General features: G+C 69.8%; 10 protein-coding genes. 3 read left to right on the top strand and 7 right to left on the bottom strand.

Annotated features, from left to right (window positions below; all coding sequences use genetic code 11):
• Window positions 1-3: 3 nt before the first annotated feature.
• Complete coding sequence (gene boxC / locus GCU56_RS02905) at window positions 4-1,734, bottom strand: 2,3-epoxybenzoyl-CoA dihydrolase (protein WP_345771598.1); 1,731 nt, start codon at window positions 1,732-1,734, stop codon at window positions 4-6.
• Window positions 1,735-1,951: 217 nt separating this feature from the next.
• Here boxC and GCU56_RS02900 point away from each other — a divergent pair, with 217 nt between their 5' ends.
• Window positions 1,952-2,806, top strand: a complete 855-nt coding sequence (locus GCU56_RS02900) for a PaaX family transcriptional regulator (RefSeq protein ID WP_163480020.1) — start codon at window positions 1,952-1,954, stop codon at window positions 2,804-2,806.
• Here GCU56_RS02900 and GCU56_RS23340 read toward each other — a convergent pair.
• From GCU56_RS23340 to GCU56_RS02885, 3 genes are all read right to left on the bottom strand, one after another.
• Complete coding sequence (locus tag GCU56_RS23340) at window positions 2,790-3,359, bottom strand: DUF6158 family protein (RefSeq protein WP_239521692.1); 570 nt, start codon at window positions 3,357-3,359, stop codon at window positions 2,790-2,792. The two genes, GCU56_RS02900 and GCU56_RS23340, sit on opposite strands and share 17 nt — an antisense overlap.
• A gap of 376 nt (window positions 3,360-3,735) precedes the next feature.
• Entirely contained in the window at window positions 3,736-4,947 is a 1,212-nt protein-coding gene (locus GCU56_RS02890; protein ID WP_163480019.1) for an acetyl-CoA C-acetyltransferase, read from the bottom strand.
• 70 nt (window positions 4,948-5,017) lie between these two features.
• Window positions 5,018-5,779 carry an SDR family NAD(P)-dependent oxidoreductase gene (locus GCU56_RS02885; protein ID WP_163480018.1) on the bottom strand — a complete coding sequence of 254 codons (762 nt, stop codon included), beginning with the start codon at window positions 5,777-5,779 and terminating at the stop codon, window positions 5,018-5,020.
• Between the two features lie 888 nt (window positions 5,780-6,667).
• On the opposite strand from GCU56_RS02885, the gene GCU56_RS02880 reads away from it, so the two are divergent.
• Window positions 6,668-8,968 carry an ATP-binding protein gene (locus GCU56_RS02880; protein WP_163480017.1) on the top strand — a complete coding sequence of 767 codons (2,301 nt, stop codon included), beginning with the start codon at window positions 6,668-6,670 and terminating at the stop codon, window positions 8,966-8,968.
• Between the two features lie 460 nt (window positions 8,969-9,428).
• Here GCU56_RS02880 and GCU56_RS02875 read toward each other — a convergent pair whose 3' ends face one another.
• The 3 genes from GCU56_RS02875 to GCU56_RS02865 all read right to left on the bottom strand — a co-directional run bounded on the left by GCU56_RS02875 (window position 9,429) and on the right by GCU56_RS02865 (window position 13,447).
• Window positions 9,429-10,541 (bottom strand): NDMA-dependent alcohol dehydrogenase, encoded by a 1,113-nt coding sequence (locus GCU56_RS02875; RefSeq protein WP_163480016.1) that lies wholly within the window; start codon window positions 10,539-10,541, stop codon window positions 9,429-9,431.
• Window positions 10,542-10,617: 76 nt separating this feature from the next.
• Window positions 10,618-12,114, bottom strand: a complete 1,497-nt coding sequence (locus GCU56_RS02870; protein WP_204331387.1) for an aldehyde dehydrogenase family protein — start codon at window positions 12,112-12,114, stop codon at window positions 10,618-10,620.
• Between the two features lie 109 nt (window positions 12,115-12,223).
• Window positions 12,224-13,447, bottom strand: a complete 1,224-nt coding sequence (locus tag GCU56_RS02865; RefSeq protein ID WP_163480014.1) for a cytochrome P450 — start codon at window positions 13,445-13,447, stop codon at window positions 12,224-12,226.
• Window positions 13,448-13,699: 252 nt separating this feature from the next.
• On the opposite strand from GCU56_RS02865, the gene GCU56_RS02860 reads away from it, so the two are divergent.
• Window positions 13,700-14,059, top strand: a complete 360-nt coding sequence (locus tag GCU56_RS02860) for a hypothetical protein (protein WP_163480013.1) — start codon at window positions 13,700-13,702, stop codon at window positions 14,057-14,059.
• Window positions 14,060-14,156 lie beyond the last annotated feature (97 nt).

Genomic DNA, 14,156 nt, shown 5'->3' with positions numbered 1-14,156 from the left:
CCTTCAGACCCGCTTCCTGTCGTAGTCGGCCCGCTGGCCGGTGCCGTAGCGGCGCAGTGCTCCTTCGGGGCCAGCGGCGTTGGGCCGCTGGAAGATCCAGTTCTGCCAGGCGGTGAGCCGGCCGAAGACCTTGGTCTCCGGGGTCTCCTGGCCGGCGAAGCGCAGGTTGGCCTCCATGCCGGTCAGCGCGTCGGGGGAGAAGCTGGCCCGCTCCTGCACGAGCAGGCGGACCTCGTCGTCCCAGTCGATGTCGTCCGGCGCCGAGGTCACCAGGCCGAGTTCGAGCGCGTCGGCGGCGAGCAGGTCCCGGCCGACGGCGGCCTCCGCGGCGGCGAGCTCCGCGGCGGAGCCGAGGAAGCGGACCTGGAGGCGGGTGAGGTCGTTGCTCATCGGCAGCAGCCCGGTGTTGAACTCGTCCAGCCGGAGGACGGCCGGGGGCAACGGGTCGTCGTCGTCCTCGAACTGCCCCTCGAGCATGAAGGAGCGGTCCGCGGCAAGGGCGATCTCGGCCAGCGCCCCGACGAAGCAGCTGCCCGGCTCGATCAGGGCGAACAGGCTGCGCGAGGTGGTGTCGAGCCGCTTCACGGTGCGCTTCCAGAAGCTGATCGTCTCGTTGACCAGCCAGTCGTCCCGGTGCGCGAGCAGGAACTCGTCGTAGGCGGCGACGGTGGCGACGTCGCCCTCGGTGCGCAGCAGCCAGGTGCCGATGCCCAGCTCGTTGGTGCGCAGCCGCAGGATGACGTCGTCGAGCTCGCGGGTGGCGGCCAGCAGCCAGGCCGCGGCGCCCTGCTCGTGCAGCTCCTCGACGGACGCGGGCACGGCGGTCGGGCCGAGCACGGTGATCGCGGCGGTGCCGGCGGACCGGTCGACGACCACGCGGACGTGCTCGTAGCGGGTGGTGTCGCCGTCCTCATCGCGGTGCAGCGGGGTGAGGGCGACCCCCTCGCTGCCGGCACCCGGTCGGGACGACGTGGCGGCCGCGGCTGCGGCCCGGCGGGCGATCTCGGCCGGGAAGTCGCTGGCCTTGGCCACCGCGTCGACGAGCCGCCACTGGACGGCGCGCTCGCCGCTGATGCCCTCGGCGGTGGTGGAGAAGACGTCGGCGAGGTCGCGACGGACGCCCCGCTTGTCCACCACCCGGGTCAGGCCGCCGGTGCCGGGCAGCACGCCCAGCAACGGCACCTCGGGCAGCGACACCGCCGAGGAGTTGTCGTCGACCAGCACGATCTCCTCGCAGGCCAGCGCGAGCTCGTAGCCGCCGCCGGCCGCGGTGCCGTTGACCGCGGCGATGAACGGCAGCCCGGAGTGCGCGGTCGCGTCCTCGATGCCGTTGCGGGTCTCGTTGGTGAACTTGCAGAAGTTCACCTTCCAGCTGTGCGGCGACGCGGCCAGCATCCGGATGTTGGCCCCGGCGCAGAACATCCGGTCCTTGCCGCTGGTCACCACCACGGCCTTGACCTCGGGGTGCTCGAAGCGGATCCGCTGCACCGCGTCGTGCAGCTCGATGTCCACGCCCAGGTCGTAGCTGTTCATCTTCAGCTCGTAGCCGGGCACGATCCCGCCGTCCTCGGCGACGTCGAGGGTCAGCGTCGCGACCTCGCCCTCCACCGACAGCGTCCAGTGCCGGTACTGCTCGGGCGAGGTGTCGAACGAGACCTCCACCGTGGCACCCGGTTCGGCCACCGGGCCCGGGCCCTCCGTCGTCACCGCGGAGCGGTCTTCGAGGGTGGTCACTTGGCCTCCATGGTTGCGGGCGGGCGCGCCTGACAAAGGCACGAAGCTCATCGTGACGTGCTACACGACGATGCGCAAGCGGTAGGCGTGCTGTAGACATGTGCGTCAGATCACTAAAGTTGGCCGAGAGGCCCGGCCGCGGCGTGGGCAGTCGGCGACAACGCCGGCCGCCCGCCCCGGATGGTCGTCCCGGGCGGTCGTGGCACGAGGTGTCACCATGGGTGTTGTGGAGGTTGCGGAGGAGCCGGTGGTCACCCGCCGGCAGGAGCTGGGTGCCGCGAGTGCGCGCAGTCTTCTCCTCACGGTGCTGGGCGAGTTCGTGCTGCCCGCCGGCCGTCCGGTCTGGACGGCGACCTTCATCGACTTGCTCGCCGAGCTCGACGTCACGGAGAAGGCCGCGCGCCAGGCCATCATGCGCACCGCCGACAGCGGGTGGATCGCCGCCGCTCGGATCGGCCGGAAGACCCGCTGGTCGCTGACCGAAGCTGGTACCCGTCTGCTCAAGGAGGGGACGGACCGGATCTACGGCTTCGCCGTCGACGACCGCGGCTGGGACGGCCGCTGGCTGGTTCTCGTGGTCGGCGTTCCGGAGAACGAGCGGCAGCTGCGCACCAAACTGCGGACACGACTGGGCTGGGCCGGGCTGGGGTCGATCAACTCCACTACCTGGGTGACGCCCCGCATCAACCGCGAGCACGAGGCGATCCGGGTGCTCGAGGACATCGGCGTCGACGACGCTAGCTGGTCGTTCCTGGCCGAGGCGGGCGTTCTCGGCGACGAGCGCTCCCTTGCCCGCAGCGCTTGGGATCTCGATGCGATCGAGAACCGCTACGAGGACTTCCTGGAACTGGTGGCGCCGCGCCGGCCGCGCACCGACCGCCAGGCGCTGATCGCCCAGGTCCGCCTGGTGCAGGAGTGGCGGCGGTTTCCGCTCCTGGACCCCGGTTTGCCTAGAAGGCTGCTGCCACCACGGTGGAGCGGGAACCGGGCGGTGGATGTGTTCCGGGAGCGCCACGCAGCCTGGGCGCCGCGGGCCCACGCCGCGTGGACGGAGATCACGCGCGAGCGGTGACCCCGCCGACTGGAGCGTGCTGCTCGAGCCAGGCCCGGCCAGCATCGGTGAGCACCCGCATGTCCCGTTCGGCTTGTAGTAGCGGCGGGTCCTGCCGGTACAGCCGCGCAACCAGGTGGCTGTCCGGCGAGAGCTGGCGCGCGATCTGGTGCGCCTCCAGCTTGTGCAGGCGCCCCTCCGGTGCCTCCGCGAAGGCGCGGAGCAGTTCGACCTGCGCCTCCTCTGGGTTCCACGGCTGACCGCCGGACGCCACGGAGGGCGGCTCCTCGTCGAGAAGGGACGTGATCGCCCGGGAGAACGTCTGGACCAGGTCGCGAATGCGCTCGTCCCGCGACGGGACCACGGAACCGCCTCCGGAGCCCTGCCACGTCCGCTGCGGGTGGCGGCGCAAGTACTCCTGCTCGAGCTCGAGCATGCGTTCGGTGTGGGTCCGGAACTGATCGGTGGTGCCGTGGAGGAAGACCCAGTGCCGCATGGCGTGAGCGTGCACTCCCTGGCGTTCGAGTTCCTCGTCGGACAAGTCGCTAGCGGGTACCCCGGGTCGATCCGTCATGCGTGCCCCCTAGGAGAACGGTGCGGTGGTTGGGCGCATCGGGCTGCGTACGGCGGTGGTTGTCACGCCCGGCCGGAATGGGCACAAGGTCTACAGGACCTTGACCGTGATCCGCAAGGTGTAGAACATGAGCCGTCTAGTCCTGCCTGCTCACCAAGGGAGTCGCCGTGCCCGTCCCCATGCTGGGGAGCCACGTGGCTGTCCCCGGCGGGTCTGCAGGACGCCCGGGAAGGCGATGCCGGCCGTCTTGACGGCGAGAGCACCTGCCCCGGCAGGGGCGCGGCGTCCGATGTCGCGGGCCTCCAAGAGGCCGGCCCCGCCGGGACGATGATGCGCACGGGCCTCTCCCGGGGTCGGGCCGGCAGGCGGTTCAGGTTCAGCCGGCGGTCACGCGCGGGGCAGGCACGTGGAGGATCAGCGCATCGCCCTGCCCGCCGCCGCCGCACAGTGCGGCCGCGCCGACCCCGCCGCCACGTCGACCAAGCTCCAGCGCCAGGTCGAGCACGATCCGCGCGCCGCTCATGCCGATCGGGTGGCCCAGGGCGATGGCCCCGCCGTTGGGGTTCACCTTGTCCGGGTCGAGGCCCAGTTCGCGGGTCGAGGCGATCACCACGGCGGCGAAGGCCTCGTTGAACTCGACGAGGTCGAGGTCCGCGGGGTCGATGCCCTCCCGCGCGCAGGCCTTGGCGATCGCCCGCGCCGGCTGGCTCTGCAGTGAGGTGTCGGGGCCCGCGACGACTCCGTGGGCGCCGATCTCGGCGATCGGGGTCAGCCCCAGCTCCGCCGCCTTCGCCGCGGACATGACCACGACCGCGCAGGCGCCGTCGGAGATCTGCGACGCCGAGCCGGCGGTGATCGTCCCGTCCTCGGCGAAGGCGGGCTTCAACTTGGCCAGGGTCTCGGTCGTCGTGTCCGGGCGGATGCCCTCGTCCTCGCGGATCTCGATGGGGTCGCCCTTGCGCTGCGGAATGAGGACCGGGGTGATCTCGGCGTCGAACACGCCGTTCTTCTGGGCTGCGGCAGCCCGCTGGTGGCTGGCCGCAGCAAAGGCGTCCTGCTCCTCGCGGGTCAGCTCGTAACGCCCGTTGGCCATCTCCGTGAGCGTCCCCATCGCGATCTGGTCGAAGCTGTCGCTGAGCCCGTCGTGGGCCAGCGCGTCGACGAGCGTGGTGTTGCCGTACTTGGTGCCGGTGCGCGACCCCTGCAACAGGTGCGGGGCCCGGCTCATCGACTCCATGCCACCGGCGACGACGACGTCGAACTCACCAGCGCGGATGAGCTGGTCGGCCAGCGCGATGGCGTCGATGCCCGACAGGCATACCTTGTTCAGCGTGAACGAGGGCACCGACATCGGGATGCCACCTGCCACCGCCGCGGGGCGGGCGGGGTTCTGGCCCGCCCCGGCCTGGAGCACCTGGCCCATGATCACGTAGTCGACCTGGTCCCCGGCGATGCCGGCCCGCTCCAGTGCCGCCTTGATGGCGATCCCGCCGAGGTCGGCGGCGGAGAAGTCCTTGAGCGACCCGAGCAGGCGGCCCATGGGGGTGCGGGCGCCGCTGACGATGACCGAACGGGGCTGACGGTCCATGGGAACTCCTGTGTGTTGACGGGCGGCGGGGTTGGGCTGCGGTGCGGGCCGGTCGACGGCGGCTGGGAAGTCAGCGCGGCGTCATCCGCAGCGCGCCGTCCATGCGGATGACCTCGCCGTTCAGGTAGTCGTGCTCGGCGATCACCGTCACGAGCCGGGCGAACTCGGCGGGCTGCGCGAGCCGGGGCGGGAAGGGGACGGTCGCTGCCAGGCTCGAGCGGACCTCGTCGGAGAAGCCCGCCATCATCGGCGTGTCCACGATGCCGGGCGCGATGGTCGCGACGCGGATGCCGTGCTGGGCCAGGTCGCGGGCGGCCGTGATCGTCATCCCGGCCACGCCGGCCTTGGACGCGGCGTAGGCGACCTGGCCGATCTGGCCTTCAAAGGCGGCGCTCGAGGCCGTGTTGACGATGACGCCGCGTTGACCGGACGAGTCGGCGTCCAGAGTGCTCATCGTCTCGGCGGCCAGGCGCAGGACGTTGAACGTGCCGAGGAGGTTGACCTTGAGCACGGTGTGGAACAGGTCCAGGTCGTGTGCGCCGGAGCGGGACAGGATCCGCGCCGACGGGGCGATGCCGGCGCAGTTGACGGCCAATCGCAGCGCGCGGCCGTCGTCCCGGATCCGTGCGACGGCGGACCGGACCTGTTTCTCGTCGGTGACGTCGGCCGCGACGAGGTGGACGCGGTCGGACGTCGCCGTCGCGCCGGCGAGGGCCTTCTCCAGGTCCAGGCCGTACACGGTGGCGCCGCGGTCGGCCAGGGCGGCCGCCGTGGCGGCGCCGAGGCCGGAGGCCGCGCCGGTGACGAGGGCGGTGGTGCCGTCGAGTTGCATGTCCTTCTCCTCTGGATGGAGGGCGTCAGTCGGCCAGCTGCAGGCTGACGCCTGACGCTGGGTGGGCCGGGCACTGCGGGCCCGGCGACCCCGGGCACGCACGTGGACGGCGTCGAGCCGGACCGCGAGTTCGCCGCTGCGGCACAGCCCGTCCGCCGAGACGACACTTGCCGCCGCAACGTGGATGCGGACCCCGCGCCGCGCAGGCGTGCGGTATCGCCATGTCGAGCGCCCGCCGGGCGTCCGGTCCCCCGAGGTCGGTGACCGCGACAGCGTGCATCGTTTCCTCCGGCGGCCTGGTCGTGGGGTGGGACAGACAGGGGGCGGCCTCTCAGGCGGGCTGGCCGCCTGGCCATCCTGGAGCGCAGATTACTACACTAAGCTAAGTAATGACCAGGCTCGTCGGGATCAGTACCGGCATCGCACCGTGCCGTCTCGCGCAGTGACGACCCTCGACGATGAGACACCCAGCGCGCAGACGTCCCTTCTCCGAGGAGCTGCCTACCTGATCACGGGAGGCAGCGGGATCGGCCGGTTGGGTGGTCCGCCAGTGGGGCCGATGGCGCGGTTTCCCTGTCATCGGCACCACCTGAGGAGCACCGGCGGGCGCCCGTGGTCCTCGGACCGCCGACGCGATGGCGGGGGCGCATGGTCGACGCGACCATGAGACCCCGCGGGCCGGGGGATGTCCGAGCGGCGTTGGTCGGTGTTGACAGTGGGGACCGTCACGCTATAACTAGCGTAGTTAACCAACTCGGTCCCCCGCCGATGCTTGTGGTGCGAGGGGCGGGAACAGGCCGCGACAGCGCGCCCGTCGCCAGCGAATTCGGCCCTTGGAACCGAGGGTCCCGCCATTGGTCGCCCGAAGGCTGTGGGGAGTCAGGTGTGATGAGGCGCGCGTCCCTTCCGATCGATCTGACCAACTTCGTCGGCCGACGCCAGGAGCTCACGCAGCTCCTGGAGACGCTCCGGGGTTCCCGCCTCGTCACGTTGACCGGTCCCGGCGGCGTGGGAAAGACACGGTTGGCGAAGGAGCTGGCACGGCGGGCAGCGACCGAGGTCGGCGGCGCAGTCTTCTTCGCCGAGCTCGCGGAGGTCAGCAACCCCGACAACGTCCCCCCCGCGATAGCGCTCGCCATGGGAGTGACGGGGGACCCTCATCGCTCGGCCCTCGACGAACTGAGCGAGAAGCTCCAGGACCGACGCGTGCTGTTGGTGCTGGACAACTGCGAGCACCTGTCCCCGGCGTGCGGCCGGGCGGCGAGCGTGCTGCTCCGTTGCGCGCCCGGGCTGCGGATCGTCGCCACGAGCCGTGAACCGTTGGGCATCCTCGGCGAGCTGACCTGGAGCGTGCCGCCACTCGCGTTGCCTCGCGATTCGGACACCGCGACGCCCGCCGGTGACGCGGTCGACCTCTTCCTCGAGCGAGCCAGGCCGGTGTTGCCCGGCTTCGCGCCCAGCGACGAGGAGCTGGGCTTGATCGGTGAACTGTGCCGACGCCTCGACGGCATGCCGCTGGCCATCGAACTGGCCGCCGTGCGGATCCGCAGCTTGCCGCTGGACCAGATCCTCTCGGCGGAAGGCGGCATCTTCGATGTCCTCGACAGAGGCAATCGGGACGCACCCGCCCGCCACCAGACGTTGCGCAACGCCATCCAGTGGAGCTACGACCTGTGCACCCCGCAGGAGCGCTTGCTATGGCAACGCCTCTCGGCCTTCTCGGGGTCTTTTGACCTGCAAGCGGCCAAGGAGGTCTCCGCCGGCGGCGGTATCGGGTCGCGGGATGTCGTCCGCCTGCTCGGCGAACTGGTCGAGAAGTCTGTGGTGACCCTCACCCCGTCCGGGGGCGGCCAGCGGTACCGGCTGTTGGAGAGCATCCGGATGTTCGGTCTCGAGCGGTGCAGCGACGTCGACGCGCTCCGCCGTCGGCACCGTGACCACTACCTCCGGCTCGCCGAGGAGTTCGAGCGGAGTTCGATGGATGCCGACCAGTTCGAGGTCGTCCGCCATCTCGACGGCGAACTGGCCAACTTCCGCGCCGCACTCGAGTACTCGTTCGCGGACCCGGGTGAGCGCCTCCTCGGCCTGCGCCTGGCCGGAGCGCTGTGGTTCTACTGGAACGCGTGCGGCAACATGCGCGACGGCTGCCTCTGGCTCCGACGCGGCCTCGCGGTGAACCCCGAGCCGAGCCCGGAACGAGCCAAGGCCCTGTGGGTGCTCGGCTGGTACACCATGCTGCAGGGCGACAACGCCGACGCGCGGGAACACCTGGAGGAGTGCCGCCTGATTGCCACCGACATCGGCGACGACGCCGCCCGGATTCGCGCCACTCAGTTCCGTGGCACTGTCGAGCAGATCGACGGGAACCTCCCCGAAGCGCTGGCGTTGCTCGAGGAGACACGGCGGGGCCACGAGACACCGGCCGGCGACCGGACGCTGAGCGTGCTCTGCGCGGCTCAGATCGCCTTCGTGCTCGGCCTGACCGACAGGGTCGACGAGGCGCACCGAACGTGCGACGCGGCTGTCGCCGAAGGGCAGGCGCACGGTGAGCGGTGGGCCACCTCGTGGGTCCTGTGGGTACGAGGGCTGGCCTACCACCTGGGCGGGGACACGCAAGCCTCCATCGACGCACTGCGTGACTCGATCGACCTGAAGGCCTCGCTCAGCGACTGGATGGGCGCCGCCACGTGCGCCGAGGTGCTCGCCTGGAACTTCGTCGACACCGGCCAGCCCGAGCAGGCCGCGCGGCTCATGGGCATCGGGCGGATGTTGTGTGGGGCGATGGGCGGAGCCAGCCCGCTGTTCGGCACGCCTGCGCTGGTCGGCCGGCGCGCGGAATTCGAGCAACGCGCGCGCGACGCCATGGGCGCCGAGCCGTTCAACCGTGAGTTCGAAGCGGGCCTGACGATGGAGCCGCTCGTCGCCGTCGCCGTCGCACTCGGCCGCGAGTCCGGCAAGCCGGTGCCGGTGCCGCACGAGGCCTGGGACGACCTGCTCACCACGCGTGAGATCGAGATCAGCCGTCTCGTCGCTGAGGGGCTGAGCAACAACGAGATCGCGGAGTCGCTGACGATCTCGCGGCGGACGGTCGAGGGCCACCTCAACCGGATCCTCGCCAAGCTGAACCTGCGGTCGCGCTCGCAGGTGACGGCCTGGGTGATCCGCCGCGAGTCGCTGATCACGAACTGATGGGGAGCGGCGCTGGCGCGCGGCCGGGCCGCCGGATGTCCTCGTCTGCAGCCGAGGCTGGTCGAACGCGAGCTGGGAAGTCGTCGACGCTAGGCAGGATGGGGCGGCCGGCGTCGACGGGGATGGTGACTCCCGTGATCATCGCCGCGGGTCCGAGTTGAGACAGGGCACGTGTCGGCAATGACCCGCGGGTCCAGGGACGTCGTGGTTCGGACTGCCGTGAAGTGGTGGCCCCTCGATCATGTCCTGTGCCGTTGCTGCCGGCATGACCGGAGTACAGGGTCTCAGCCGCCCTCTGGTAGTCGCTCACGGGTGTCCTGATCGCCCCGGGGGGTCGAGTTGCCGTTCCATACGGGGCTGCCCAGGCGACATCCTCCGCGGGCCTACGTGGGGCGTTGCCGGTTCCGGGGCGCCGTTGTCGGCGCTCCGGAACCGGCATGCACAGTGCAGCCCCGACCGATCAGTGCTCGTGGATGATCACGCCACGGATGTTCTTGTGCGCCATCAGGTCGTCATAGCCTTGGTTGACCTGCTCGAGCGAGTACGTGTTGGTGATCAGCTCGTCGAGCTTGACGTGACCGGTCCGGTAGAGCGAGAGCAATTTCGGGATGTCGTGGCGGGGGTTGCAGCCGCCGTACAGCGAGCCCTGGATGCGCTTGCCCCACAGCGCCAACTGGACACCGGACGTCTTGATCGTGTCGGTCTCGAACTGGCCCATCGACGTGACGACCACGGTGCCGCCCTTGGAGATGACTGCGACTGCCTCGTCCACCACCTCCGCGGTCAACTCGTCGACCGTGATGATCGCGCTGTCCGCCCCTACGCCGTCGGTCAACTGGGTGACCAGTTCCTGTGCCTCCGCGGCCGAGCCGACGGTGTGGGTGGCACCGAAGACCTTCGCGTTCTCCCGCTTGAACGGCTGCGGGTCGACCGCGATCAGGTGCTGAGCGCCGGCGTACGCCGCACCCTGCACGGCGTTGATGCCGATGCCCCCGATGCCGTAGATGACCACCGTGTCACCCGGTCGGACGGCGGCAGAGTTCACGGCCGAGCCCCAGCCGGTGGGAACGCCGCAGCCGACGAGGGCCGCCTTGTCCAGCGGCAGCTCGGGGTCGACCTTCACGATCGAGTTCTCGTGCACCGTGCCGTACTGGCTGAACGTGCCCAGCGTCATCATGGCGCCGTAGTCGCCCTGCTTGCCGCGGAGCGGGAAGCGGCCTCCGGGCAGGAAGCCGTCGAGGCCGTTCGCGCCCATGTCGCACAGCCGGGAGTTGCCGGTGACACACCAGCGGCAACGCCCGCACACTGGGAAGAAGGAGGCCACGAAGTGGTCTCCCGGCTTGAGGCCGGTCACCTTGGGCCCGACCTCGAGAACCTCCCCTGAGCCCTCGTGACCGAAGACCATCGGGGCCCTGAAGGGCAGATGGCCCTTGACCATGTGCAGGTCCGAGTGGCACAGCCCGGAATAGTCGTAGCGGACGAGCAATTCGTTGTCGTCTGGCTTGACGACCTCCAGCTCCTCGATCTCGAACGGCTTACCGGCTTCGTAGAGAACTGCGGCCTTCGTCTTCACGGGTCTTCCTTCTTCCGGCTGTCTGCTGGGTGGATGGGGTGGGCCCGGCTGAGCCTGGGCCCGTGGTCGCGCGCGGTCAGTCGTTCCAGGCTGGCGCCGGTGTGGGGAGCACCAGGGCGAAGGCGCGCTTCGTGATGTCGGACTGGAGGCTGTACTGGACGGATTTGGCCTCCGTGTACTCGTCGAGGGCGTGGGGGCCGAGCTCACGGCCGCTGCCGCTCTGCTTGTAGCCGCCGAACGGGTAGTCCTGATGCGCCATGTGCCAGTCGTTGATCCACACCGAGCCGGCTTCGAGCCGCCTGGCCACCTCCATGGCCCGGTCCAGATCGGTGCTCCAGACGCCGGCGGCCAGTCCGTACTCGCTGTCGTTGGCGATGGCGATCGCCTCGTCGACGGTGTCGTACTTGAGGACGCACAGCACCGGGCCGAAGACCTCCTCGCGGGCGACCTCCATGTCGTTGGTGACGTCGGTCAGCACGGTGGGCTCGACCCAGAAGCCCGTGTCGAACCCCTCGGGGACGCCACCGCCGTGTGCCACCGTCGCGCCGTCCTGCTTCGCGCCCTCGATGTAGGCGAGCACCCGGTCCCGCTGCCGGGCGGAGATCAGGGGCCCGATGTTGGTCGACGGGTCCAGGGGGTCGCCGATCTTGACCGTCTCGAGGCGCTCGATCAGGCGCTGCACGAACCGGTCGTGGATCGTTGCCGGGAGCAGGAGCCGGGTGCCCGATTCGCATGCCTGACCGGCGTGCATGAGGAAGGCCCAGATCGCCCCGTCCACGGCCATCTGCATGTCGGCGTCGTCCAGGACGACGTTGGCACCTTTGCCACCGAGCTCGAGCGTCACTCGTTTGAGGTTCGATCGGCTGGCCGCCTCGGAGACCAGCTTGCCGACCTCGGTGCTGCCGGTGAAGGCCACCTTGCGGACCGCTGGGTGTGTCGCGAGGTACTCGCCCACGACTTCGCCGTCCCCGGTGACGACGTTGAAGACTCCGTCGGGCAGCCCGGCCGCCTGGAGCTCCCGCGCGAACTCGAGCGCGCCGATCGGCGTCTTCTCGTCCGTCTTGAGGACGACCGAGTTGCCGGCGGCCATGGCCGGCACCACTTTCCAGATGGCCAGGGAGAGGGGGAAGTTCCAGGGGACGATTGCCGCACAGACCCCGAGCGGCTCCCGGCGGATGACTCCGCCCATCAGGATCGGACCGGCCAGCGGCCCGGGCGTCTCGAACTGGTAGCTGCGCACCAGGTTCGCGAAGTAGCGGAGGTTCGACACGGGCTGGCCGGCGTTCAACGCCATCGAGAGCAGGTACGGCGCGCCGCCTTCCCGCGTGCCGATCGTGGTGAGCTCGTCTGCGCGCCGTTCGATGGCGTCGGCAACGGCCTCGAAGACCGCCGCTCGCTCCTCGGGTGTGGTGTGTCGCCAGACGCCCTCCTCGTACGTGCGCCGCGCGGCGGCCACGGCAGCCTCGGCGTGCTCGATGTCGCCCTTCGCGGCCGTGGCGACGAGCTCCTCGGTGGCCGGGTTGACGAGCTCATAGCGCGTGGAGGTGTCGATCCACTGCCCGTCGATGAACATCCGGTAGTGGGGGACGGCCGCGTCCGGCGGGGTGACCGCAGGGGTCTCCAGGGTCGCTGTCATGGGAGAGCTCCGTTCGTGGAGTGGGATGGGTGGCCGGGGCCGTGAGTCAGGCGGCGGGGGTGAACTCGACGACAAGGCGCTCGGGTCCCCGCGTGAAGAGCCCGACGTCGTCCGGCACCGCGCCGTCGGCGAACCGGATGTCCGGCATGGCCGCGAGAATCTGGGTGATGGCGGTCTCCCCTTCCCGCTTGGCCAGCAGCGAGCCCACGCAGAAGTGGCGGCCGAGCGCGAAGGCGATGTGGTCGGCCGAGCCGGCGAACGCCTGCCTGATGTTCAAGTCGGGTCGGAAGATGTCGAACTCGTCCGGGTTCTCGAAGCGGCGTTCGTCGCGATTCGCCGCACCGTTCACGCACGCGACCACGCTGCCGGCCGGGATGGTCGTGCCGGACACCTCGATGTCGGCGGTCGCTGTGCGGAGGATGATCTGCACCGGCGGGTGGTAGCGGAGATTCTCCACCAGCGCGTTGGTCGCCAGGGCCGGGTCCTTCTTGACCGCCTCGAGCTGATCGGGATTCAGGAGCAGGTGCTTGATGGTGCTGGCGATCGCCTTGTCGGTCGTCTCGCCACCGGCGATCAGCAACAGGCCGATCAGCGCCTTGATCTGCTCATCCGAGAACTGCTCGCCGTCGATCTCGGCCTGCGTCAGGCGGGAGATGAGATCGGTGCCGGGGTTGCGCCGCCGTTCGGCGATGATCGGGAGGATGTACGCGGGGTACTCCTCCTGCGTGCGCATGCCCCAAGCGTGGATCTCCGGGTCGTTCGTCAGATTCGAGAGGAACGCCATCAGGGACGAGTACCAGTTGTGGAACTTCGGCAGGTCCCCACGCGGCAGGTCGAGCATCTTGACGACCACGTTGATGGGAAACCACTTCGTGAACTGCTCGACGAGGTCGACCCGGCCGGCGTGGCGGAACTCGTCGATCATCTCGCCGGCCAGGTCGTCGACCTGCGGCAGCATCTCGTTGAGGTAGTTCCCCCGCAGCGCCGGAGTGACCAGGTGGCGGTTGACCGAGTGCTCCCGGCCACCCATCTGGATTACGGTCCTGCCGATGACCGGCTCCATCTGGAACCCGTAGTTCTCATTCGAGAATCCGACCGAGTCCTTGTAGATCCGCTCGACGTCCTCGTAGCGGCTGACGAAGTAGTAGCCGCTGACGTCGTCGTGCAGCACGGGGTAGTAGTCGCGCATGATGCGGTAGTAGGTGTGCGGATCGCGAGCGAACTCCTGCGAGAGGACGTTCGGCTTCTCGGGCACTGTCGTGGCGGTCACGTTGCCTCCGTGGGGCTCCCGGCCTGTGGAATGTGAGGACCGTCTCACCGCCTGTGAACCGTGTCTCAGGTGAAAACACCTGAACGAGCACCCGTCTTGCGCGCGTGGCCCGTCGGCTCCGCCATCGCCCAGGTCCGCCCGTGCACAACCGGAAGTGGCGTTGGGCGCGTGAACGTGCGGGGTCCCCGGCCGGCGGAACGAGTGTCGGAACACGTGGTTACACCTGAGACAGCAGTCACATCCCATGGGACCGTGGTCTCCGGTCTGAGGGGCGCACGCAGCAGCGATTCCTCGCCCGATGCCGCGCTGAGCCAGCGCTTGCAGCCGCCGGCGCAGTCGGCCGAACCGATCGGAGTTCGCATGCCCCGTTACCGGTACACCTCACCCTGGCCGGAGGTCTTCACGGATCTCGAGGTCGGCCGTGATGCCCGAGTGATCCCACGCGATGGTCGGGCCCTTCCAGCGCTCGGCTCGACGGTCATTCTCCTTCCTGGTGACGAGATCGACCTCAGCGCCGCATACGAGCACGGGTGCCTCACTGAGGTCGACCGGCCCACCGCCGCAGCAGAGGCAGCGGCCGTGCACCTGCAGCCGGACAGGATCTCGCGGTGACCTACGTCATCACCCAGGCTTGCGTCGACGTCCTCGACAAGGCGTGCATCGACGAGTGTCCGGTGGACTGCATCTACGAGGGCGACCGGATGCTCTA

Origin of the sequence: Geodermatophilus sabuli (genome assembly GCF_010686765.1) — a bacterium.
GTDB classification, from domain to species: domain Bacteria; phylum Actinomycetota; class Actinomycetes; order Mycobacteriales; family Geodermatophilaceae; genus Geodermatophilus; species Geodermatophilus sabuli_A.
This window is presented reverse-complemented; position numbering and strand designations above follow the sequence as displayed.